Here is a 24778-nt window from a genome sequence, read left to right on the forward strand (position 1 = left end):
ATCCAAACACTATTTCGCAACACTATCCAGTGCCTTCTGAGCTGTAGCAGCCGCCTCTTCAAGAGCTTCTTTCGCTGAAATCCCTTCAATTTCCACTTTATCAGCCGCAATCGTCAGCGCATCAAAAATCTTACCTCCTGTTGGGTCTTCCGGAAGAATAGATCCATGCATTGCCTGCTGCAGCGGCACAAGGATCTGTGGGTTGCCTTCTGCATAATCTGCAAACTCCGGAACTTCCTGCGTGGATTCACGCACTGCAACATAACCTGTATTCATTGACCACTTCGCCTGATTTTCCGGAGTGGTAAAGAATTTCATAAATTCATATACACCCTGTTTTGCTTCATCAGAAGCACTGTCAAGCATAACATACTGAAGCGCGTCTGCTGTTGGTGCAGATTCATTTTCGCCCCATCCCGGCTGTTCCATCGCTGCTACAATGTTAAAATCAAGATCAGCCTGGTCTCCTGAAGAACCTGTGTATCCGCCTGCTTTATTTTGAAGCACATCATCAATTGTCTTATACCAGTATTCCCATCCCTGACCGCCGGAGTGAATTCTCATTGTTTTATCTTCATGAATCCATTTGCGGAAGCTTTCCCAGACTTCAACCCATTCATCAGAATTGATTAAAACCTTCTTTCCGTCATCACTCAGGATTTTCGCTCCGTTACTTAAAGCCGCATCTACAAGATTTCCTGACCCCCACATTGGCTCCCATCCATAAAATGCTTCACCTTTTGACATGGTTTTCGCTGCCTTCTCAAGATCCTGCCATGTCTTAATATCTTCTGCTTTAATTCCTGCCTCTTCAAATGCCGCTTTATTATAGTACATTACCTGTGTTGTTCCGTATGCAGGCATTGCAAACATATCATCATCATATTTTCCCTGATCAAAGAATACCGGAATATAATCATCTTCTTCAAAGCTGTCATCTTTTTCTATAAACTCATTCAGATCAGCCAGCAAATCTTTCTTGTAGAGATTCCGTGATTTATCCACATCAAGCAATGCCATATCCGGAGCATTTTTCCCTGCAATTCCTGCCTGAAGCTTCTCATACGTCTCTGTGTAATCCGCCTGTGTCGTACCAACAATCTCATAAGTATCTTGTGAATCATTAAATTCTTCTATCATATCGCCAAGTACATTTACTGCTGTCTTTCCGCCAGAATACCAGAAATCAATCTGTACTTTTCCGTCCTCTGTTTTCTGAACTTCTTCTGCATTTGCCGTTTTCTTTCCACATCCCGTAAATACTCCTGCTGCCAGAACAGCTGCCATACAAAGTGCAATCACTCTTTTCTGTTTCATGATTCATTTCCTCCAAATTTTCTATTAAATTTACTTTCTTAATTACTTTTTTGATATTAGCCTTTCATTCCCGTATCGCCGCCGATTCCATTGATAAACCATTTCTGCGTAAATCCAAATAATACAAGGAGCGGAACAATAATCAATGCGCTTCCTGCCATTACCAGCGGCCAGTTTGTTCCATAAGCGCCGCCTTCAATAAAGAAACGACGAAGTCCCTGAGATACCAGACTCATTTCCGGATCATCGGTAATTAATGACGGCCACATATAATTGTTATAACATGCGATAAAATTCATCAGCCCAAAGGTAATAAACGAAGACTTTGTCATCGGCGTAATAATTCTCCACAAAATCTGCCAGTGAGAGGCGCCGTCAATTCTCGCCGCTTCTACAAGCCCTTTTGGCACTTGCATAAAAGCCTGCCTTAGAAGAAAAATTCCGAAAATGCTGACCGCATTAGAAATAATCAGCCCCGTATATGTATTCAGCAGTCCCATATTTGCCAAAATAATATACGACGGAACATATGTGGCTGCGCTTGGCAGCATGTAAGTCCCCATAATAATCGTAAAGAGAAGATGCTTCCCTTTAAATTCCAGAAATACAATCGCATATGCAATCATTGCTCCTGTTACAATCTGGATCAGCAGCGTTACTGCTGAGACAAACAAACTGTTGCCGATATATCTGATAAGCGGAGATTCCGTAAACACATTTACAAAATTTTCCCACTGGGGATCTGACGGAAAAAATGCTGTCACATCCATAATCTCTGCTTTTGTTTTTAATGCACTGAGTATCATCCATATAAACGGGAATACCGTAAAAATACTAACTGCTGCTAGAACAATCGTTTTGCCTGCGAAGCTGATCCCTCGAAATACTTTTGTCTTCACAGCCAGATGCCCTGACTTTTCCTTCGGAAGACGATTCGGTGTCAGTGCAATTTTCTGACTTTCCATAATTTTCTTTCCTTTCCAAATAAACTCTTTTTACAACTAATAATGAACCCACTTCTTGGATGCAACAAACTGTATCGCAGACAATCCTGCTGTAATCAAAATCATCACAACTGCTACCGCTGTTGCCTGTCCCATATCAAATTCTTCAAATCCAAGCTGATAATACATATAAAGAAGGGTTCTTGTACTTCCCGATGGTCCTCCCTGCGTCAGAATCTGGATCTGATCATAAGCTTGCAGAGAATTAATCATCGTAATAATCATTAAGAAAAATGTTGTCGGCGAAATGCACGGAATTGTAATATCCCGGAACTGATGCCACCGATGTCCTCCGTCCATACCGCATGCCTCATACAATTCTGTCGGAACCTTTTCTAATGCTGATAAATAAAAAATCATCGAATATCCAATACTTTTCCATACGGTCACAAGAATTACCGCAAGCATCGCTGTATCTGAACTCTGAATCCACGGAAGCCCCGGCAGGTGGAAGAAATTTAACACCGCATTCGCCATACCGCTTCCCGGTTCAAAGATCCACGTCCACACAATAGATACTGCTACTGTTGGTGTAATCCACGGGGAAAATAAAATAAACTTATAAAATCCACTTCCACGGAAATTCTTCCTCAACAAGAGCGCTAACAAAAGCCCTCCTACAAGTGTTGGTACAAGTGTTCCGATCGTAAATACAAGCGTATTGATTACCGCCTCATAGAACCGGCTGTCCTGAAACAACATCTTAAAATTATCAAGAAACACAAAATCATACTGTGGGCTCATATAGTCCCAGTTCGTAAAGCTGATCATAATCGAACGACAGATTGGATATATCCAAAATACGACCAGCGGAATCAATGCAGGCATTACAAACAGAAATACATTTCCCGTATATCTGAGTTTCTGCAGTCTTTTCTCCTTCATCCTTAACTCTCCTTTCGAAAATGCATTCTACCGTACGAACATCAAATTCCAATGTAGAAAACTTAAAATCTGTGTAAAAAAATAGACAGGTCAATATATAACCTGCCTCAAAAATTTGTTTGACAACTTTTTACTTTAATGATATATTGATTTTAGTGGTTGCGCTGCGGAAACTTGCGATGCCCGCAGCCGGTGGAGTTCCATGCGTGGGCTCCACTTTTTTAATAAACAAAGGAGGTTTCCCAACATAGAAAATACAATTTTTTTCACATATGATGAACAAATTCAAAAACTCATAAACGAAAAACAGCTTATTATTTCCGACCTTGAAACTACAAAAAGTATACTGCAAAAATTGAGTTATTTCTCATTAGTTGATAATTATAAAGATATATTTACACACAAACCATCCGGAAAATATTTGCACGGTGTCACTTTTGAAGAGATTACAGCTTTTTATTACTTTGATGAAGAATTGAGAATCCTTTTTCTAAAATATATATTACATGTCGAACAATATTTAAAATCTATGCTAGCCTACTATTTTTGTGAAAAACACGGCACACAACAATCCGCATATTTATCTGTTAAAAATTATAATTGTACCCCAAAAAATTTAAACCAAATAAATCATCTAATCACAACTTTGGTAAAAACCATTTCTTTACCCAGCCACTACCGCTATATTATCCATTATGCAAAAACATATGACAATGTACCTTTATGGATAACTGTCAACGCACTTACATTCGGTCAAATTTCTAAAATGTATCAATATACTACTTCTGATATTCGCAGTAAAATAAGTCTTAATTTTTCTAATATATCAGAAAGTCAACTACATCAGCTCATTCGTATTCTCGCAAACTGTCGAAATATATGCGCTCATAATGAATGTCTTTATTCTTTTCAGATAAATGAAGCAATCCCTGATATGCCCTTACACAAAGAATTAAAATTACCACAGAAAAACGGACAATACTCAATTGGTAAAAAAGACTTATTTGCAGTAGTAATTGCCTTACGTTATCTAATTGACACCAAAGATTTTAAACAATTCAAAAAAGAACTTAACCAATTAATCCTTTCTGCTTTCAAAAATTGCCCGCATCTTACTCCGCAAGTACTATTTTCCAAAATGGGATTTCCAACAAATTGGAAAAATGTATAAAATAAGAGCATTCCTCTATAATCGTTTCCGATCATTTCGTAATGCTCTCATCTTTCAAATTCATTATATTACTTTTCTATACTTCTACTTCAATCAAGTCTTTTGTATAATGATTCAATACTTCGCATCCATCCTCGGTAATCAATACTAAGTCTTCGATACGAACTCCTGCAACTCCCGGAATATAAATTCCCGGTTCTACAGAGAAACACATACCCGGTTTCAGTACATTTTCATTCGTAAAAGATACATCCCCATACTCATGTACTTCCATACCGATATTATGTCCTGTGCGATGTGTAAAGTATGCGCCGTAACCCTGCTCTTCAATATAGTCTCTGGCTGCACGGTCTACATCGCAGAAACGCGCTCCCGGTTTCGCCGCCTCAATCCCTCTGCGGTTTGCTTCTTTTACCACTTCGTAAATTTCTTTTGCCTTATCAGAAGCTTTTCCGATAAACACAGTTCTTGTCATATCCGCGCAATATCCATCTTTCATGCATCCAATATCCAACACAACAGCGTTCCCGTACACCCCTTTTGAGTCATTCGGCTCATGGTGCGGATCAGCAGCATTATCTCCATAGGCTACAATCGGATCAAACGAATGTCCCTGAGCGCCGTTCTTCAGATAAATCTTCAGGAGTTCTTCTCCCATTTCTTTCTCTGTCATACCTTTTACAACAAGAGGAATCAATTCACCCATGCTCTTATCATTGCACGCAGACGCAGCCCGCATCTTCTCCTGCTCGTCAGCAGTCTTAATCTGACGGATATGATCAATGATATAAGATGCATTCACAAACTTTGCAGATGGCATCTTATCCATAAGCGCCAGAAGGAAACGTGCCGGCCATACTTTATCTACACCGATAACTCCATCTTCTGACATTTCACTAGCCAGCATTCCTACATAATCATCCGTATCTTCAAAATAGATTACTTTTGTTCCAAGAGTTTCTTCGTCCTGCGGAAATAATTTACCAATGATAAGCTTTGGTTCTTTTCCCTCTGCTAAAAGAAGAACCATCATTCGTTCGCCGCAATTTAGCATCGCGCCTGTCAGATAATATACTGCCATTGGATCTGTCACAAGAAACTGTCCGACGCCCTCTGCCTTCATCGATTCATATACTTTCGCTAATCTCTCCTGATTCATTGCAATTACCTCACTTTGCTCAAATAAAATCACTGAGAATATTATAAACTTCCAGATAGTAGAAGTCAATTTCCTCTTATCTTCTAATCCACTCTCCGTTTGTGAAATCCGGAATTGCTACCGGATGTCCGCCCATTGCAATAGATTCCTCTGACAGTGCAGAAATACACATCCATGATGCAGCATCATATACATCAATTGGACACGGTTCTCCATTGCGGATGCTTTCAAAAAACGCTTCAAATACAAGCCAGTCCATTCCGCCATGTCCGCCCTGAACTCCATCGTTCAAAAACTTCTGCCAGATTGGATGCTCATAATCTTTTTCATAGTCTTTTGCATTTCCCCAGTTGGCTTTGAAATCCCATTCTTCTTCTGCAGTATATTTCTTATCTACAAATACGGTATCATTTTCTTCTTCATACATTCCCTTTGTTCCGCAAACTGTGAAATCTCTGCTGTAGAAACGCGGAAGAGATGTATTCAGTGTAAGAAGGATTGTTTCTCCGCCCGCACATTTGATCATTGTATTTACAACATCGCCCTGTGCGAATCTTGTATTCATTAATTTCTCATCATCACTCATGCGATCTTTGATGTATTCCTGGATACCTGCAGATCTTGACGCCATAGATGTCAGAGTAAGCATACGGTTTCCATGATTAATATTAAGAATTCTCGCAATCGGTCCTAATTCATGTGTCGGATAGTTTTCACAGTTACGGTGAATATAGTTTCTCAGACGGTAGTGACGGTTCTTCTCACCTTCGCTGACTTCTTCACGCAGGTCATGCATATATCCTCCGCGGCAATGAACGATATCACCGAATAATCCCTGTTTTACCATATTCAGAGCCATCAATTCACGGCGTCCATAGCAGCAATTTTCTAAGAACATAAACGGTGTCTGTGTTGCCTCATATGTATCAACAAGATCCCAGCATTCTTTTACGCTGTAAGAACCACCAACTTCCATTCCGACAGGTTTTCCGGCTTTCATAGCATCAATGGCAACTTTAATATGACTTTCCCATGCGCAGGAAACTACTACTACATCCACGTCATCTCTTGCGATCAGTTTTTTGTAATCTGTCTCAGTTGCCGGTACATGTCCGCAAACTTCTTCTGTCAGCTTGGCAGCTCTTTCATTTCTGTCTTCATAAACGTCACAGACAGCAGTTACTTTTACTCCCGGCATCAGCAGAATAACATCCTTCATTAACCAATAGCCTCTCACTCCCAGTCCAACAATACCTACATTCAAATTCTTCATTTCTAATTTCTCCTGACTCTTTATTATTATAATAAAATATTACTCTTCACAGTTCTGAACAAAATTCTCAAGATCCACACTTTCTCCGCCATGGCATCTGGAATATTCTGCTGCGATCGCTATCACATGACTCTCAATCGAAGCATCAATTCCTGTTCTCAGACTGCTCTCGCTCATTTCTTCCTGCACTGCACTGACGAAATCATGAATCAACCGGTTATCCCCGCCTGCATGTCCGCTCATGTCTCCTTCTGTCGCACAGATCATTTGAGGTTCTTTCCCATAAGGAGTTACCGTAATCTCGTTGGTACTCAAATCCCCGATAATATCCCCAAGTGTTCCGCAGATTTTAATTGTACGGCCACCCTTGCTTGTAAATGCAGTCATTGTAAATGAAACTGTCACATGATCTTCAAATTCCATGTTCACGACTTGATGATCCACAACATCATTGTCGCAGGCATATACACACCTTCCATATGGTCCCTCTTGAATCGCCTGGTAAATGGCTTCCTCACTCAGATCATTTGGCGACAAAATACAGACCGGCCACTTATCACGCTCCGGATCAGCCTGCAGTCCTCGGATACCCGTTTCCGGATTTGTAATATAAATCTTCTCCGCATCATACGGGCACTGTTCTTTTACCTTACAGCCGTCCATACAGCGTTTTGCCGCTCCCTCAGGTGCATTCTCCGGTTTAAAAAGATACAGATCGCCATAAGAAGATACACGTTTGCATTTTTTTCCCAGCAGCCATGCAAACATATCAAGATCATGACAGCTCTTCGCCATGATCATTGGGCTTGTCTCCTCACTTTTTCTCCAATTTCCACGCACATAGCTGTGAGCCTGATGCCAGTATGTTACATTTTCCATTGCCTGAATCGTCACAACATTTCCAATCACTCCAGAATCAAGCAGTTCTTTTATTCTGCTGTAAAACGGCGTATAGCGCAGCACATGTCCGACTGCAACCATCTTCTTATGTTCATGAGCTGTCTTCTGCAAATGCAGGCACTCCTGAAGTGACGGCGAAATCGGCTTCTCACAGATAACATGATAGCCCTGCTCAATCGCTTTTACCGCCTGAGCTACATGCTGTTTATCCTGCGTCGCAATTACGCAAATGTCTGCAAGCTGCGGCTGCGCCAACATTTCTTCTGCACTCTCAAAACAGTTTTCCGGCGCTATGCCATACGTACGCTGCGCCTCTTCTCTCTTCGCCGCAATAGGATCTGCAACAGCAGTAACCTTCACTTCCTCCGGAGCCACAAGCTGATAGTGTGCATAAATATCATTCCCGCGGTTTCCAAGTCCCGCGATCGCCATGGTAACTACCTTGCTCATAGGATTCTCCTCCTTGTCTTTGTTTCTGATACAGTAACATATTACTCGTTCTATATTATTTTTAACATATCTGAAAACAAATTACTATACAATTTCAGAGATATAATCTTTGATTTTAGCTACCACAAATCACAATCCTCTATTTTCTGCGACTCTATTTCCCGCGAAAGATTCTTCCAAGAGCAATCACAACTCCGTAAAATACTCCTGCTACCGGCCAGATAATCCATGTCCGTTCCCAGTCCATCGTCAAGAAACTCCATCCGAGATAAATCGCTGTCACCGTGCACCAGTAAATCGTGTTAAGAATATCATTTCTCTTATTTTCTAACTTCTTTGCCCGCGTATAATCTCCTTCTTCAAGCAGACGCTGAAAACTTCCATACAAAATACAAGTCCGTACAATCATAAATACTCCCACAGCTACTAGCACAATACAGAAATCAAACCCTATAACTGCAGCCATTCCCTCTTCATCAATCGCTCCAAGTACCATGAGGGGAATCGCGCTTAAAATACACAGCACAACACCAAGTACAAGCCGGCGTCCATGTGTTCCTTCATATTTTGACTTCTGCTTTTCTACCATTCCACTTACACCGTACTCCAGTTCAATCACTTCTTTTTCAAGAAATTCATATGCTTCCAACTGTCTTCCGTAGAAAACAAAAATCGCTACCGCTGATGCTACAAGCAACAACAAAACAGTCATTCCAACTCCCGCCGCAGTCGCTTCTGAAATCATATAACCGCCTTCTGCATCCGACAAGCCTCCAAGCAAAATAAGAAGCACCGGAGACAAAATACAAAGCAGAACACCAAACGCAATTTTCCCGGCAGTCATTTGCACCATTTCCAAATAGCAGTTCGCCTCTTCCATAGAAATACTTCTTATCGGTTCTTCTGCATACGAATAGATTTTCGACTCCGGCAGATCTCCTATCTCATCGTTCAATTCTATCCTTTCAATGGCATCTTTCAATAAATAATCCGTGCTGACATCAAACACTTCACTCATCTTAATAATCTTATTCAAATCCGGCACCGATGCTGCGCTTTCCCATTTAGACACCGCCTGTCGGGACACTCCAAGCTGATTTGCCAGTTCTTCCTGTGACCATCCATTTCTCTTTCTCAAATCCATAATCTTATCCGCTAAAATCATCTTCATTCCTCCTTAAGTCATTTTCTCTCGCTTAAGCATCTTTAGCATAGCAGATTTAACAGTTGCAGACTACCATTTTCACATGGAAATGCGTCAACCGGCAGTTGCAAAAGCAGTTTTCGCCCCAATAACTGCCAAAAGTGCCGTCCAACCACCACATGAGTGATCAGACGACACTTTCAAAATCTTTCTTATAAAATCTCTCTTATAAATAATTTTTCGAAACAGTGTCCGAAAATATATACCGGCAATTAGCTTCTTGCAGCTCCGTCTACGGATAAGATCTCACCTGTTACATAGCTTGCCATATCACTTGCAAGGAACAGGAATGCATTTGCAACATCTTCCGGTTCTCCAACTCTTCCAAGAGGAATTGTTGCAATCAGAGGCTTAATCATTTCATCCGGAAGCGCTGCAACCATATCTGTCTTTGTAACTCCCGGCGCAACTGCATTGACACGGATATTATCACGGCCCAGCTCTCTTGCAAGAGATTTTGTCATACCATTTACCGCAAACTTAGATGCCGGATAGCCGCATCCTGAAGGCTGACCATAAAGACTTACCATGGAACTTGTATTTAAAATAACACCGCCGCCCTGCTCTTTCATAATCTTTGCTGCTGCCTGTGCACAGTTAAATACAGATGTAATATTCAAATCAACAATCTTCTGGAACTCTTCCGCTGTATAATTGTAAAGCGGTGTGCTCTGAGAAATTCCCGCATTATTCACAAGAATATCAACTGCACCAAATTCTTCCTTTACCTGAGCCATCGTCTCCGCAACCTGTGCAGCATCTTTCAGATTCGGACATTTGCCGCTCACCTTTGCATCCGGATATAACTCCTTCAGCTGTGCCAGTGCTTTATCGACTGTCTCCTGACGAGATCCCCATACAGAAACGGCAGCTCCATTCTCAACAAATTTCTTCACAACAGCAAAACCGATTCCACGAGTTCCCCCTGTAACAATTGCAACTTTATTCTTTAACATCGTAAACTTCCTTTCTTCTGCCCCTTAAGCAGATTCCAAATTAGTAATATACTGCTTTAACAAACTTTTAACAAATCAGTAATTATTACTGTTTTAGTTTACTCTTATTTTTTTGTTTTGTCAATAAAACGAATAGTTTTTAGAAGAAATATTCTTCCAACAATTACTCCCAGGCAATATCATTAATTTCATATACGGTTACAGTTTCATTTTCATCTCGTTTTACAACCATCTGCATCGTATATTTCTTTTCAAATGCTGTACCGCTTACCGTGCCTCTGATCGTTGTTTCACAGGATACAACACCCACATTTTCTTTCTCATATTCTGCCTGTTTTGTATCTGTTAATACAGTAGTAGCCTCATCTACAACTATTACTCCACTACTATAAAAAGCATCCCTATCGCTTTTTAGCGCTTCCTTCTGCGCTTCATTTGTTACGCTCTGATAGAGTATCTTATCAGCTAACTCTTTATCTTCTTCGGTACTATTAACTGCAAGAAAACCTTTTACCCAGTTGTTTATACCATTTTCAATTACATTTGAGTCATCATCAGAAAGAGGTGTATCTTTTATCGTCAACTGCTCATAAATTGTTAATGGCTTCTTTTCTTCTTTCTTTTTCTCTTTACCACATCCACCAATCAATATTCCTATCAAACAAATCATTATGATCAATAGTGTTCTGCCTTTTTTCATTCCAATCTCTTATCCTTTCGCTTGTTTCAAAAAAATATTGCCAAAAATGCTAAGCATTTTTGGCAATATTCTGATTTTTCACAAAAGACTACACTGTAAATCCTACGGTAAACTATTTACGTTTCTTTAACAGTGCAAGAATTGCTGCAAGACTGATACCTGCCGGTAAAACTGCTGCGATCGGATTCGTCTCATCGCCTGTCTTAGCAGATGTTTTCTTGTCATCTTTTTTATCGTCTTTCTTCTTATCGTCAGTTGTAGTTCCTTCGTTCTTGTCCGGATTTGCCGGTTTGGATGGCTCTACTGGCTTAGATGGTTCTACCGGTGTAGATGGCTGAATTTCTTCCATATCTGTTGCTGCATATACATATACTGTTGCTGCCCCATTTTCAATCGGCATATCACCAACATCTGCAAGTACATATCCCTCTGGAATATCTGTTAATCTAGATGTATTGAAATATGTTTCATTCTTATATGCATTCAGTTTACCATAACCAACTACAGCACCTGTTGTTTTATGTACATATGTGATTGTTACTTCCTGTACATTATCAATCTTACGAACCTTAACAATTGCTTCACCATTAGCAATTGGCATATCACCAACTTCTGCAATCTCATATCCGTAAGGTACATCTGTTAAGATAGATGTATTGAAGTATGTTGCTCCTTTTTCTACCTTAGCTGTTCCATAACCTACTACATATTCACCATTATCAGCATCTACATATGTTACTTTTACATATTCTGGTGCTTCTTCTTTGACTTTTCTTACTCCTACTTCTGCTACTCCATCAACAATTGATACGTCACCGAGTGTTGCAAGTTCATAACCATATGGAAGATCATTTAAGATAGATGTATTGAAGTATGTTGCTCCTTTTTCTACTTTAGCTGTTCCATAACCTACTACAAAACCACCATCTGCATCTACATATGTTACTTTTGCATATTCGAATTCAGATGCTTTCTTTACAAGACATTCCATTGATGATGCTGTACCTTCTGCAACTTCAATATCACCATAATTTACAGCTACTTCATAGCCTGCCGGAATATTAAAGTCAATATCGGCATTAAAAATATAATTTCCTTCTTCATTCTGGCGTCCACCTGTTAAAGTTTCTTCACCAACAACTTCCTGTGTTGCCTCATCTCGATAAACAACTCTTAAAACAGTTGCCTTAACTGTCTCGACTTTTCTTACAGTAACTGTTACTGCATCTGCTTCTCCCACATATACATCGCCTACGCTGCACAGTTCATAGCCTGCCGGCAATTTCATAAGCTTATCTGTATGGAATGTTGTTCCGCTTACCTTAATCGGCAGCACATCATCAAGCAGCTTTCCATCTTCTGTCTCAAATTTAACGTATACTGTTCTTTCTTCAACAGCTTTCTCTCTTACCGTAACCGTTACTGCATCTGCTTCGCCTACATATACATCGCCTACGCTGCACAGTTCATAGCCTGCCGGCAGTTTCGTAAGCTTACTTGTATGGAATGTTGTTCCGCTTACTTTAATCGGCAGCACATCATCAAGCAGCTTTCCATCTTCTGTCTCAAATTTAACGTATACTGTTCTTTCTTCAACAGCTTTCTCTCTTACCGTAACTGTTACTGCATCTGCTTCGCCTACATATACATCGCCTACGCTGCACAGTTCATAGCCTGCCGGCAATTTCGTAAGCTTATCTGTATGGAATGTTGTTCCGCTTACTTGAATCGGTAATACATCATCACTTACCTTAACACCATCTTCTGTTGCAAAGCTTACATATACCGTTCTTTCCTCAGCTGCCTTCTTTCTTACTGTAACCGTTACTGCATCTGCTTCTCCCACGTATACATCGCCTACGCTGCACAGTTCATAGCCTGCCGGCAGTTTCGTAAGCTTACTTGTATGGAATGTTGTTCCGCTTACTTGAATCGGTAATACATCATCACTTACCTTAACACCATCTTCTGTTGCAAAGCTTACATATACGGTTCTTTCCTCCTGCACAGTTTCTTCCTGTGCTGCTCCCTCTGGTTCTGCCGCATATGCTGGTACACTTGACCCTACTACTGTAGCAGCCATAATTCCTGCTAAACAAGCACGCATTAATTTTTTCCTATACATCGTTATTTCCTCCCACATTTTGAAATATTTTTCAATAGCAGATAACGCACTTCTATTGTTGCTACTATTAATGCTATCACTTTAAATATTGTTTGTCAATTACATATAATGCACTAAAATAATCTAAAAATTACACTTTATAAAAAAAGAAAATTTGTTTTCTACGAATTGCACAATGCTACATAATTTTGAGTGGATCCTTCAGTTCTTTTATTGGATGTTTTGCAACAACGGAAAGCCTGTGCATTAACATTTGGAACTGCTTTAGAGCAATCTCCATAGTCTCTTCCTTTGTGCGTGGCCAACTAAATGCTCCTAAAAGATTTTTGAGAATTCATAGTCTAACTTCTTTCTGGTATAAAAAGTTGAGTACTATACTTTTTAGACTAAAACGTTGTTGATCGTTTATCTAGACACCTTGAAAAAGGTGTGTCTGCATCTGCTACTTCCGCTTACCTACAACAAGTTAAAAAATGGAGTTCTTCTGAACCTATCATTTACATTGATGATAGTGATGTTGTTAAGCCAGATGGCTATAAATTTGAATCACTTGGAATTGTCCGCGATGGTTCAGAAAGTACATCCTCTAAAAGCGTTTATAAAAAAGGGTATCATGTAACCGAGGCTTGCATTCTTACTTCCGGCGATCATCCTGTTAGTATTTTTTCTAAAATACATTCGTCTCATGAAAAAGATTATAAATCTGCAAATACAATTACTTTCCAAGCAATTGAACAGGGAAAATCTCTCTTTGACAAAGCCACTTTTATCATGGACAGAGGCTACAGAACTTCGTAATCGCAGGAAAGGCAAGGTGAAAACAAATGTTTTTTACAAGGGCAAAGACCATGAAGCCTACCTTTCACATGTCAAAGTACAGATTACTGCATCCAGAAAGGACATTTATCTTGTGCTTGTTTACGGCATTATCGAACATCCGATGATGCTTGTTACTAATAAAGAAATCAAATCGAAAGACGATGTAATCCGGGTGGCAAGAACTTACTTTTCCCGCTGTAAAATCGAAGAATATTTCCGCTGTAAAAAGCAGATGTTCCAGTTCGAGAACTTTCGTGTGCGTAAGCTGAAGGCAATCAACGCGCTTAATTTTTATATCACCTTATGCATGGCATTTCTTGCAATGACTTCAATGGAATCAGTAACCAATGCCCTTAAGGTTTCCCTCATAAAGGCAGCAAATCCTGTATGTTCTAACGGGGCTTATTAAAGTGCCTCTATTCACGGAACTACCTTTCTTAAAATTTCAAGAATCGGCAGATTGACACTTTAGGAGATTCTATTCATTTTGAAATTACATTTTGCGGAAACTCAAGAAAATAACTAAATAATATTCTACATTTTTTGAAATAGGAGAAGCAGACCTAAGTGAGGTGGATAACTTTTAAAAATTTTAGAGAAATGTGAATAAACAATAAAATGCGTAAATGGTGAAGAATAAGATAAAAATAAAATATTTTATTCCTCATCGCTGTCAAGAAAGGCTATATCTTGTCAAAACAAAACAACTCTGGTAAAATGATTGTGGGCACTACTTGAAAACGGTAGGCGGTTAGTCCTTCAACAGAGGGACTGGATCCTCTGATTACATAGAAATCCTTTATGGGAAATCTGGGAAAGGAGGGCAAACTTTATGACTGATTTTGAACTGCTCTCTATCGTACTGATGATACTTGGTATCGTAGTATCGATTTTGATTGCATACATAGATCATACAAAAAAGTAACCGCCCCGGCCAAGGAAACGGTTACTTTTTAAAAAGTATACATACATCTTTGGACTAACCGCTTATCGGTAGTGCCTTTTTCTATTTTCATTCTATCAGAGATAGAGGAAGTTGTCAAATTCCTTTTTGATGTAAAATTTAATCACCACAAAAAATCGTACTAAACAAAAAAGAGGAGGATTCCTTATGGTCAATTTTACATCAAAAACATACCAAATGAAACGGGAAATTCTAAATTTTTCCAATAAAATTTCCAGAAAGCTTCCCAAACCCGATAGAAAATTTATAGCTGACATGAATTATGGCATTCTTGCTTCCAACGGTTGTCTGCTTACAGACATTGTTGACCAGCTACATGAGCCATCTAAAAAGATCAACAGTGTTGACCGTCTTTCCAGACATTTGTCAAAAGGCACACCAAAAGACGCATTGAATACCTACTTAGCCTGCTTAAAAAAATGGTGTCCCGCTCACCCTGTCATTCATATCGACGGTAGTAACATTGTAAAACCGGATGGACATAAATTTGAATCTCTTGGCTAGGTACGGGATGGTTCTGAAAGTACAGCTACAAAAAAGGTTTATCAAAAAGGATATCATATAACAGAAGCTACGGTTCTTACTAACAGCAATCAGCCGGTCAGTCTTTTTCCGAGTTCCATTCTTCAACTGAAAAAAATTTCACTTCCATTAATAATATTACTTTTTCAGCCATGGAACGGGCAACTGCACTCTTTGGAAAAGCAACCTTTGTCATGAATCGTGGCTATGATGATAACAAGATGTTTCTCAAACTGGATTCCATGAATCAGGATTATGTCATCCGTCTGACTGCAAAGCGCAAGCTCCTGTACCATAATAAGTGGGTATTTGCCACTGAACTGCGTAACCGCAGGAAGGGCAAAGTAAAACTTCCTCTGTACTATAAAGGAAAGGCACATGAAGCTTATCTTTCCCATGTGAAAGTACAGATAACCGCATCCAGAAAAGACATTTATTTAGTCCTTGTTTATGGGATCACGGATCATCCTATGATGCTTGCAACAAACAAAGAGATCAAATCGAAAGATGATGTGATAAAAGTTGCAAAGCTTTATTTTTCCAGATGGCGTATTGAGGAATATTTTCGTTGTAAAAAACAGGTGTTTCGATTCGAAAATTTCCGGGTACGCAAGCTGAAAGCAATCAATGCCCTGAATTTTTATATCACTTTATGCATGGCTTTTCTGGCTCACATTTCCATGAAACCTGAAACAAATACCCTTAAAGTTGCTATTATAACGACAGCAAATCCAATAAAAGAAAAAATATCTTTCTTCTATTACCGGCCGGCAAAAGGCATCTCTGGCATACTGTCCTATGCAAAAGAAGGCATCAGGCTATGGTTCAGATCAAAGCGTCCTGCATACCTTCAACTCTGCCTTGAGCTTGCTGTTTGAATAGATATCGTGCCATATGGATATAAAGGAATAGGTCTTCCCAAAGTCCGGTTCCGGCGGGGCTTATTAAAGTACCTCTAATCACATAACTGCCATTCTGAAATTTTCAAAAGATTGGCAGATTGGTACTCTGGACAGACATATTCATGTTTTAATTACAGTTTGCGGAAACTCAAGATTTTTGCACACCGATAATCTTATTGAACAGCTCTAACAGCACATCTTTCACACCGCCAGCATTGAATACCAGCAGTAAGTCCTTAACTAATTTCCACATTGTTTCATCACTCCTCAATCAAATCTTCTGTAGGTGTTGTCTGATTTTCTATTTTCCATCTCCCTCTGTCTGTGAATAATCCGGGCTCCGTGGTTCTTCCGTAATTATCCGTTTCTGAATTTCCACGCATATCTAAGTTTTGCCTCTAGTAAACGTTTTCTACAGCGTCCATACATTGTTCGTTTTATCATTTTTAACCGACTATTTGTCCCTTCTACAAAACCATTACTATAGTCATAGGCTACCGCATTTTCAACCGCATCTATGTCTCTTTTTAATCCTTCAGCAAAACTCTTTATTGCTTTAATCTCGCTTTTGCAATATTTTTCTATAAACAAGTTGTTCTGTATTTTAATCCTTCTGTCATTGTTCGGATATATGGTTGCACTTCAAAATATTTGTTTTCTTTTTGTTCTATCTTACACAAATAGTCAAAGGCATTACTCTTTGAACCTGTATATCCTTTTGCATAAATTTCTTTTATTGTTTTACTTTTACTCCACCCGGAATCCAAACATTGAATAATGAAATCATAAAATATATCCAATTTACTCTGCCGGATTCCGTACATACTTAGTTCTTTCGGATCTCCTTCACGATATTTTGCAATCGTATTTCGTCCTACCCCCATCCGTTTTGCTATCTCACGATAGCTACAGCCTTCACTTAAAAATTTCTGTATTTGACAGACCATTTTATACCGTTTTTCTGAAAAAATAGAAGAGTTATCCACAATAGATTCGATTTTTTTTACACGGTTCTTCTATAACTGTGGACTGCTCAACATGAGGAATACTTACTGTTGCCGGAAGTACATGATTTAGCGCCTTTTTGATTGTCTCCAATAAATTCTGATGTAAATGAAACCGGTCTGCCACCTGCATAACATCGGGTAAGTCTTCCGATATTACTTTTGCATATGCACTCGCCCGGTCACGAGTGACTACTTTTATATGTTTACTATTCTTAAGCCAATTTCTTAGTGCATCTCCATTTCTTCCATCCAACAGCGCAATTGGTTCATGATTTTCTTCATTTACAATAATAGTTCCATATGTATGTCGTTTTTTATATGCAAAATCATCCACGCCAATTACATCACCCACCTCTGGTCCGGGAAGAGATTCATACCTTCTTAAAAGCAGTCTTATAACAGTATCCCCACTAATTTTAATGCCAAGTGCCTTACAAATACGGGCGCAGCCTTCACAGCTGGATTCCATTGCTAATGTACAGATAAAATCAGCACATCGTTCTGTCATACGACTATAAGCATTAAGAAAACCATCAAATGTTTCAGCAAACGTTGTTGCTTCACAGCCATCGTTCATACATTCATATTCATGAGAACAAATTTCAAGTTGAGTCATCTTCCCTAAAATAGGGAGATCCTGTACTTTACGAATATACGTTCCATGATATTTATCTGTTATACAGCCACATTTCGGGCACCTACAATTCTTTGAAATTGATTTCATTCGTATTAATATCTGTTTTTCATATTCCCTGATCTCCGTTATATTTAATTCAGTTTCAGGATAAAAACTATTTATACATAATGTATTGTGTGAACCTGACATCTGACTGCCTCCTCATATCTTTTGATATGTTAATTATACTATATTTCCAATAATATAAAAAGGTAAAAACGGATAATTGCGGAAGAACCTATTGCATTGGAATACTCATCAAGCACCCCAACTATTGACATAGAACCTTTATTTTAACACAAAATACCGTACAACCACTATATCGAATGATTGAACGGCATTTTCTATAATATTTCATATAAAACTAATTTTCCAAACATAACTATTTTACCAGGTAATACTTTCTATTTCATACACAGACACTATATCGCCTATATAATCTACAACAAATTCTATTACATATTTTTCATTAAATTTATTATCATTTTTTTTCCCGTTCACTTCGGCTATGCATTCCACAATCCCCACTTCTCTTTTATCATATATAGCTTTTTTAGTGTCTCCTACTTCTACCCTAATTTCTTCAATCACTACTGTGCTATCTTTATAAAATTCTGTTCTTTTTTCTTCTAATTTTTCCCTTTGATGTTCATCAACTATACTGTTATATAGAGCATCATCCTTTAATTCTCGATTTCCTGTATCACTGTTTACTGCCAAAAAAGCTGAAATCCAATCACGAATTCCTTTTTCTACATTACTAACATCTTCTTCTGCTAAGGGTTCCTTTAATACTTCTAAATTTCCTGCCACTGTACCTATATACTTTTCTGTCTCTTTCTTTTGTTCTTCTTTTTGCTTTCCGCAACCTATCAGCACGGTCATTATTAAACACATCAACATTAAATAACCTATAATTTTTTTCATAATTTTTCCCTTTCACCCAACGCACTCGTATAAAAAGAAGTTTTATCCAAAAAATATTGCCAAAAACGCTAAGCATTTTTGGCAATATTCTGATTTTTTACAAAAGACTATTTTACAAATCCTGCAAAAAACTATTTACGTTTCTTTAACAGTGCAAGAATTGCTGCAAGACTGATACCTGCTGGTAAAACTGCTGCGATTGGATTCGTCTCATCGCCTGTCTTAGCAGATGTTTTCTTGTCATCTTTTTTATCATCTTTCTTGTTATCATCAGTTGTAGTTTCTTCATTCTTGTCCGGATTTTCCGGTTTAGATGGTTCTACCGGTTTGGATGGCTCTACTGGTGTAGATGGCTGAAGTTCTTCCATATCTGTTGCTGCATATACATATACTGTTGCTGCTCCATTTTCAATCGGCATATCACCAACATCTGCAAGTACATATCCTTCTGGGATATCTGTCAATCTTGATGTATTGAAATATGTTTCATCTTTGTATGCATTCAGCTTGCCATATCCAACTACATCTCCTGTTGTTTTATGCACATATGTAATTGTAACTTCCTGTACATTATCAATCTTACGAACTTTAACTGTTGCTTCACCATTAGCGATAACCATATCTCCAGCTTCTGCAATTTCATATCCATAAGGTACATCTGTCAAAGTAGATGTGTTGAAGTATGCTGCTCCTTTTTCAACTTTAGCTGTTCCATATCCTACTACGAATTCACCGTTGTCTGCATCTACATATGTTACTTTTACATATTCGAAGTTAACTACTTTACGTACTTCTACATTTAATGAATCTCCCTCAAATGCAATATCTCCTACTACACAGAGTTCGTATCCTGCCGGTACGTTCTTTAAGATGCTTGTGTTGAATGAATTTGCATCTGCCGGTACTTTGATCTCTTCAATTCCATTTTCAAATGGCATCTTTGTTTCTTCATCAATGTATGATACGTATACTGTCTTTTCAGCTTTACGTACTTCTACGTTTAATGAATCTCCCTCAAATGTAACATCTCCTACTACACAGAGTTCGTATCCTGCCGGTACGTTCTTTAAGATGCTTGTGTTGAATGAGTTTGCATCTGCTGCTAATTTGATCTCTTCGATTCCATTTTCAAATGGCATCTTTGTTTCTTCATCAATGTATGATACGTATACTGTTTTTTCAGCTTTACGTACTTCTACGTTTAATGAATCTCCCTCAAATGTAACATCTCCTACTACACAGAGTTCGTATCCTGTCGGTACGTTCTTTAAGATGCTTGTGTTGAATGAGTTTGCATCTGCCGGTACTTTGATCTCTTCGATTCCATTTTCAAATGGCATCTTTGTTTCTTCATCAATGTATGATACATATACTGTCTTTTCAGCTTTGCGTACTTCTACATTTACTGTATCATTATTTCCAACAAATACATCACCTGCTACTGCAAGTGTATATCCTTCTGGAATTGCTTTTAACATATTTGTATTAAAATATGTTACATTTGCTGCTAATTTAATTGTTTCAATTGCATTTTCAAGCGGCATTTTTGTATCTGCATCAATGTATGATACATATACTGTCTTTTCAGCTTTGCGTACTTCTACATTTACTGTATCATTATTTCCAACAAATACATCACCTGTTGTTACAAGTTCATATCCTTCTGGAATTGCTTTTAATACACTTGCATTGAAATATGTCGCTCCTGCCTCTAATTTCAATGTTTCAATTGCATTCTCAAGCGGCATTTTTGTATCTGCATCAATGTATGACACATATACTGTTTTTGCAACTTTACGTACTTCTACATTTATTGTGTCGCCTTCAAATGCAACATCTCCTGTTACACATACTTCGTATCCTGCCGGTACGTTCTTTAAGATGCTTGTGTTGAATGAGTTTGCATCTGCTGCTAATTTAATCTCTTCGATTCCATTCTCAAGCGGCATCTTTGTTTCTTCATCGATGTAAGATACATATACTGTTTTTTCAGCTTTACGTACTTCTACATTTACTGTGTCGCCTTCAAATGTAACATCCCCTGTTACACATACTTCGTATCCTGCCGGTACGTTCTTTAAGATGCTTGTGTTGAATGAGTTTGCATCTGCTGCTAATTTGATCTCTTCAATTCCATTTTCAAGCGGCATCTTTGTTTCTTCATCGATGTAGGATACATATACTGTTTTTGCAACTTTACGTACTTCTACATTTATTGTGTCGCCTTCAAATGCAACATCTCCTGTTACACATACTTCGTATCCTGCCGGTACGTTCTTTAAGATGCTTGTGTTGAATGAGTTTGCATCTGCTGCTAATTTGATCTCTTCAATTCCATTTTCAAGCGGCATCTTTGTTTCTTCATCGATGTAGGATACATATACTGTTTTTTCAGCTTTACGTACTTCTACATTTACTGTGTCGCCTTCAAATGCAACATCTCCTGTTACACATACTTCGTATCCTGCCGGTACGTTCTTTAAGATGCTTGTGTTGAATGAGTTTGCATCTGCTGCTAATTTGATCTCTTCGATTCCATTCTCAAGCGGCATTTTTGTTTCTTCATCGATGTAGGATACATATACTGTTTTTTCAGCTTTACGTACTTCTACATTTACTGTGTCGCCTTCAAATGTAACATCCCCTGTTACACATACTTCGTATCCTGCCGGTACGTTCTTTAAGATGCTTGTGTTGAATGAGTTTGCATCTGCTGCTAATTTGATCTCTTCAATTCCATTTTCAAGCGGCATTTTTGTTTCTTCATCGATGTAGGATACATATACTGTTTTTTCAGCTTTACGTACTTCTACATTTACTGTGTCGCCTTCAAATGTAACATCTCCTGTTACACATACTTCGTATCCTGCCGGTACGTTCTTTAAGATGCTTGTGTTGAATGAGTTTGCATCTGCTGCTAATTTGATCTCTTCAATTCCATTTTCAAGTGGCATTTTTGTTTCTTCATCGATGTAGGATACATATACTGTTTTTACATTAACAATTTTTTCCACAACAATTGTAGCTGCAGAAGTAGCTCCGAACGGAACTTCAAACTGTGTTGCCTCACCTTCAGCTAATTTATAGCTATCTGGAAGATAAAAGTCTGTTCCGAGCATAAATGTCCAGTTATCATTAGAAGAACCTTGTACTGTAGATCTTACAACTTCAGATCCAACTTCTTCTCCATCTTTTGTCACAAAAGTAACATTAAGAACTGTTTCTTTTATAACCTCTTCTTTTTTTACGATATTGACAGAAACTTTTCCACCTTCTTCTGCATACCAATCACCTGTCTGGCTAATCTTATATCCATCCGGCACGTGGCTCTCTAATTCGCTATAGCTGTGAGTTCCTTCTGTGAAATACAGCCACTCGCCTTTAACAACTATTCCATTTTCATTAACAAACTCAACTCCAACTTTTACATTAGCTGCTGGTTTCTCTGGCTCTTCTTCTTTTTTCACGATATTGACAGAAACTTTTCCACCTTCTTCTGCATACCAATCACCTGTCTGGCTAATCTTATATCCATCCGGCACGTGGCTCTCTAATTCGCTATAGCTGTGAGTTCCTTCTGTGAAATACAGCCACTCACCTTTAACAACTATTCCATTTTCATTAACAAACTCAACTCCAACTTTTACATTAGCTGCTGGTTTCTCTGGCTCTTCTTCTTTTTTCACGATATTGACAGAAACTTTTCCACCTTCTTCTGCATACCAATCACCTGTCTGGCTAATCTTATATCCATCCGGCACGTGGCTCTCTAATTCGCTATAGCTGTGAGTTCCTTCTGTGAAATACAGCCACTCACCTTTAACAACTATTCCATTTTCATTAACAAACTCAACTCCAACTTTTACATTAGCTGCTGGTTTCTCTGGCTCTTCTTCTTTTTTCACGATATTGACAGAAACTTTTCCACCTTCTTCTGCATACCAATCACCTGTCTGGCTGATCTCATATCCATCCGGTACGTGGCTCTCTAATTCACTATAACTATGAGTTCCTTCTGTGAAATACAGCCACTGACCTTTTACAACTATTCCATTTTCATTAACAAACTCAACTCCAACTTTTACATTGGCTGCTTTGTCTGTTGCTTCCTGCTTTGCCTGATTTGGCTCTGCCGCATACACTGGAACGCTCTGTGTGACAACTGTAGCAGCCATAATTCCAGCCAGGCATGCACGCATTAACTTTTTCCTGTACATTGTTCTTTCCTCCTAAACAATACATTTTTAATAATATTCGCAATAGTCAGATAATGTACTCTACCCTTTTTATTTATGCATTCACCCTTACAAGTCCATTTATTACTAGTAACTTACTATAATAATTATAAGGATAGATGGCATTCCCCTCCCATTGTTAGTACCTTAATACTATCACCCTATATATCCTTTGTCAATCTTGCCCAAGTACATATTGTGCCGCTTTTCGTACTATTTTTGCACATTTCAAGAAGTAATTTTAGTTTTCCCTACTGCAGTCATACTGGGCAATTGGCATATCTACTCATATCAATCCTTTCGATAATAAATTAACCAATATATTCTGACCCCACCAAAAACATATACTATGTCTAGGGCAGGGTCGGTAATTTCTTTATATACTTTTATTAAGCTAATTTAGCCGGGTTGATTTTTACACCAGGTCCCATTGTAGAAGTAAGTGTTACACTTCTTAAATACTGACCTTTTACAGCTGCCGGTTTAGCTTTCATAAGAGCATCGATAAGCGTCTGGAAGTTGTCCGCTAACTGTTCTTCTGTGAAGGAAGCTTTTCCAATCGGCACATGGATAATGTTTGTTTTATCTAATCTGTACTCAATCTTACCAGCTTTGATATCGTTGATCGCTTTTGTAACGTCCATTGTTACTGTACCAGCTTTCGGGTTTGGCATTAACCCTTTCGGTCCAAGTACACGTCCAAGACGTCCAACAACACCCATCATATCTGGTGTAGCTACAACTACATCATAATCGAACCATCCTTCGTTCTGGATTCTCGGGATCAGGTCTTCTGCTCCTACGTAATCTGCTCCTGCTGCTTTTGCTTCTTCAGCTTTAGCATCTTTAGCAAATACTAAGATACGAACTTTTTTACCTGTTCCGTGTGGAAGAACTACAGCACCACGGATCTGCTGGTCAGCGTGACGTCCGTCACAACCTGTTCTGATATGAGCTTCGATTGTTTCATCAAATTTAGCTACTGCTGATTTTTTCACTAATGCAACTGCTTCTTCTTTATCGTAAAGATTTCCTCTTTCGATTAATTTAGCAGCTTCGATATATTTTTTTCCTCGTTTCATCTTAATAACCTCCTAGTGGTATTATCGGGAGAGCCCCTCCCACGTCTACTGTTCAAACAAAGTGTCTGCGATTACTCTTCTACTTTGACACCCATACTTCTGCATGTTCCTGCTACCATGCTCATAGCAGCTTCTACAGATGCAGCGTTTAAGTCTGGCATTTTTAACTCAGCGATTTCCTGTAACTGAGCTTTTGTAATTGTAGCAACTTTATTCTTGTTCGGAACGCCTGAACCAGATTTGATGTTACAAGCTTTCTTAATAAGAACTGCTGCCGGCGGTGTCTTTGTTATGAAGCTGAAACTTCTGTCATTATATACTGTAATTACAACCGGGATAATTAAATCTCCCTGATCTGCTGTTCTTGCGTTGAACTGTTTTGTAAATTCAACGATGTTTACACCGTGCTGTCCAAGAGCTGGACCAACCGGCGGAGCTGGAGTTGCCTTTCCAGCAGGGATCTGTAATTTAATATAACCTGTTACTTTTTTTGCCATTTT

19 protein-coding genes and 2 pseudogenes are annotated in these 24778 nt (G+C 38.7%); 4 read left to right on the forward strand and 17 right to left on the reverse strand.

Annotated elements, in window-relative coordinates; translation table 11 throughout:
* Positions 1-9: 9 nt before the first annotated feature.
* Genes KFE17_09955 through KFE17_09965 form a run of 3 tightly spaced genes read right to left on the reverse strand, consistent with a single transcriptional unit; the run spans position 10 to position 3206 of the window.
* Entirely contained in the window at positions 10-1317 is a 1308-nt protein-coding gene (locus tag KFE17_09955; protein QUO31203.1) for an ABC transporter substrate-binding protein, read from the reverse strand.
* 56 nt (positions 1318-1373) lie between these two features.
* The gene (locus KFE17_09960; protein ID QUO31204.1) at positions 1374-2282 is read right to left on the reverse strand and encodes a carbohydrate ABC transporter permease; all 909 of its coding nucleotides are present in this window, start codon (positions 2280-2282) and stop codon (positions 1374-1376) included.
* Positions 2283-2318: 36 nt separating this feature from the next.
* Positions 2319-3206 (reverse strand): sugar ABC transporter permease, encoded by an 888-nt coding sequence (locus KFE17_09965; protein ID QUO31205.1) that lies wholly within the window; start codon positions 3204-3206, stop codon positions 2319-2321.
* A 247-nt stretch (positions 3207-3453) separates the two neighbouring features.
* Between KFE17_09965 and KFE17_09970 the strand changes: the two genes are divergently transcribed.
* Positions 3454-4377 carry an Abi family protein gene (locus KFE17_09970; GenBank protein ID QUO33688.1) on the forward strand — a complete coding sequence of 308 codons (924 nt, stop codon included), beginning with the start codon at positions 3454-3456 and terminating at the stop codon, positions 4375-4377.
* A 76-nt stretch (positions 4378-4453) separates the two neighbouring features.
* On the opposite strand, the gene KFE17_09975 is transcribed toward KFE17_09970, so the two are convergent.
* The 7 genes from KFE17_09975 to KFE17_10005 all read right to left on the reverse strand — a co-directional run bounded on the left by KFE17_09975 (position 4454) and on the right by KFE17_10005 (position 13144).
* Positions 4454-5536, reverse strand: coding sequence for an aminopeptidase P family protein (locus KFE17_09975; GenBank protein ID QUO31206.1), 1083 nt, complete (start codon positions 5534-5536; stop codon positions 4454-4456).
* Positions 5537-5612: 76 nt separating this feature from the next.
* Entirely contained in the window at positions 5613-6809 is a 1197-nt protein-coding gene (locus tag KFE17_09980; GenBank protein ID QUO31207.1) for a Gfo/Idh/MocA family oxidoreductase, read from the reverse strand.
* Between the two features lie 39 nt (positions 6810-6848).
* Positions 6849-8159 carry a Gfo/Idh/MocA family oxidoreductase gene (locus KFE17_09985; protein QUO31208.1) on the reverse strand — a complete coding sequence of 437 codons (1311 nt, stop codon included), beginning with the start codon at positions 8157-8159 and terminating at the stop codon, positions 6849-6851.
* Positions 8160-8313: 154 nt separating this feature from the next.
* Positions 8314-9324, reverse strand: a complete 1011-nt coding sequence (locus KFE17_09990) for a helix-turn-helix transcriptional regulator (GenBank protein ID QUO33689.1) — start codon at positions 9322-9324, stop codon at positions 8314-8316.
* Between the two features lie 251 nt (positions 9325-9575).
* A complete protein-coding gene (locus tag KFE17_09995; protein ID QUO31209.1) occupies positions 9576-10319 on the reverse strand; it encodes a 3-oxoacyl-ACP reductase FabG in 744 nt (247 codons plus the stop codon).
* 163 nt (positions 10320-10482) lie between these two features.
* Positions 10483-11019, reverse strand: coding sequence for a hypothetical protein (locus tag KFE17_10000; GenBank protein ID QUO31210.1), 537 nt, complete (start codon positions 11017-11019; stop codon positions 10483-10485).
* 112 nt (positions 11020-11131) lie between these two features.
* Complete coding sequence (locus KFE17_10005; protein ID QUO31211.1) at positions 11132-13144, reverse strand: hypothetical protein; 2013 nt, start codon at positions 13142-13144, stop codon at positions 11132-11134.
* A gap of 429 nt (positions 13145-13573) precedes the next feature.
* On the opposite strand from KFE17_10005, the gene KFE17_10010 reads away from it, so the two are divergent.
* The 3 genes and pseudogenes from KFE17_10010 to KFE17_10020 all read left to right on the forward strand — a co-directional run bounded on the left by KFE17_10010 (position 13574) and on the right by KFE17_10020 (position 16327).
* Positions 13574-13942, forward strand: a complete 369-nt coding sequence (locus tag KFE17_10010) for a hypothetical protein (GenBank protein ID QUO31212.1) — start codon at positions 13574-13576, stop codon at positions 13940-13942.
* A gap of 142 nt (positions 13943-14084) precedes the next feature.
* Positions 14085-14351 (forward strand): annotated as a pseudogene (locus KFE17_10015) (transposase).
* Between the two features lie 723 nt (positions 14352-15074).
* Positions 15075-16327, forward strand: a pseudogene (locus KFE17_10020) (transposase).
* Positions 16328-16708: 381 nt separating this feature from the next.
* Here the strand turns inward: KFE17_10020 and KFE17_10025 are convergent.
* The 7 genes from KFE17_10025 to rplK form a co-directional block, all read right to left on the reverse strand.
* Positions 16709-16942, reverse strand: coding sequence for a transposase (locus KFE17_10025; protein ID QUO31213.1), 234 nt, complete (start codon positions 16940-16942; stop codon positions 16709-16711).
* Positions 16933-17298 carry a helix-turn-helix domain-containing protein gene (locus tag KFE17_10030; protein ID QUO31214.1) on the reverse strand — a complete coding sequence of 122 codons (366 nt, stop codon included), beginning with the start codon at positions 17296-17298 and terminating at the stop codon, positions 16933-16935. The genes KFE17_10025 and KFE17_10030 overlap by 10 nt, the downstream gene beginning before the upstream one ends.
* A gap of 31 nt (positions 17299-17329) precedes the next feature.
* Entirely contained in the window at positions 17330-18184 is an 855-nt protein-coding gene (locus tag KFE17_10035) for a transposase (protein QUO31215.1), read from the reverse strand.
* Between the two features lie 237 nt (positions 18185-18421).
* Complete coding sequence (locus KFE17_10040) at positions 18422-18961, reverse strand: hypothetical protein (GenBank protein QUO31216.1); 540 nt, start codon at positions 18959-18961, stop codon at positions 18422-18424.
* 131 nt (positions 18962-19092) lie between these two features.
* The gene (locus tag KFE17_10045; protein ID QUO31217.1) at positions 19093-23178 is read right to left on the reverse strand and encodes a hypothetical protein; all 4086 of its coding nucleotides are present in this window, start codon (positions 23176-23178) and stop codon (positions 19093-19095) included.
* Between the two features lie 407 nt (positions 23179-23585).
* Positions 23586-24278: a 50S ribosomal protein L1 gene (rplA, locus tag KFE17_10050; protein QUO31218.1), complete on the reverse strand. Its 693-nt coding sequence runs from the start codon at positions 24276-24278 to the stop codon at positions 23586-23588.
* 71 nt (positions 24279-24349) lie between these two features.
* Positions 24350-24775: a 50S ribosomal protein L11 gene (gene rplK / locus KFE17_10055; protein QUO31219.1), complete on the reverse strand. Its 426-nt coding sequence runs from the start codon at positions 24773-24775 to the stop codon at positions 24350-24352.
* Positions 24776-24778 lie beyond the last annotated feature (3 nt).

It is taken from the genome of Faecalicatena sp. Marseille-Q4148, from assembly GCA_018228665.1.
Classification (GTDB): domain Bacteria; phylum Bacillota; class Clostridia; order Lachnospirales; family Lachnospiraceae; genus UBA9414.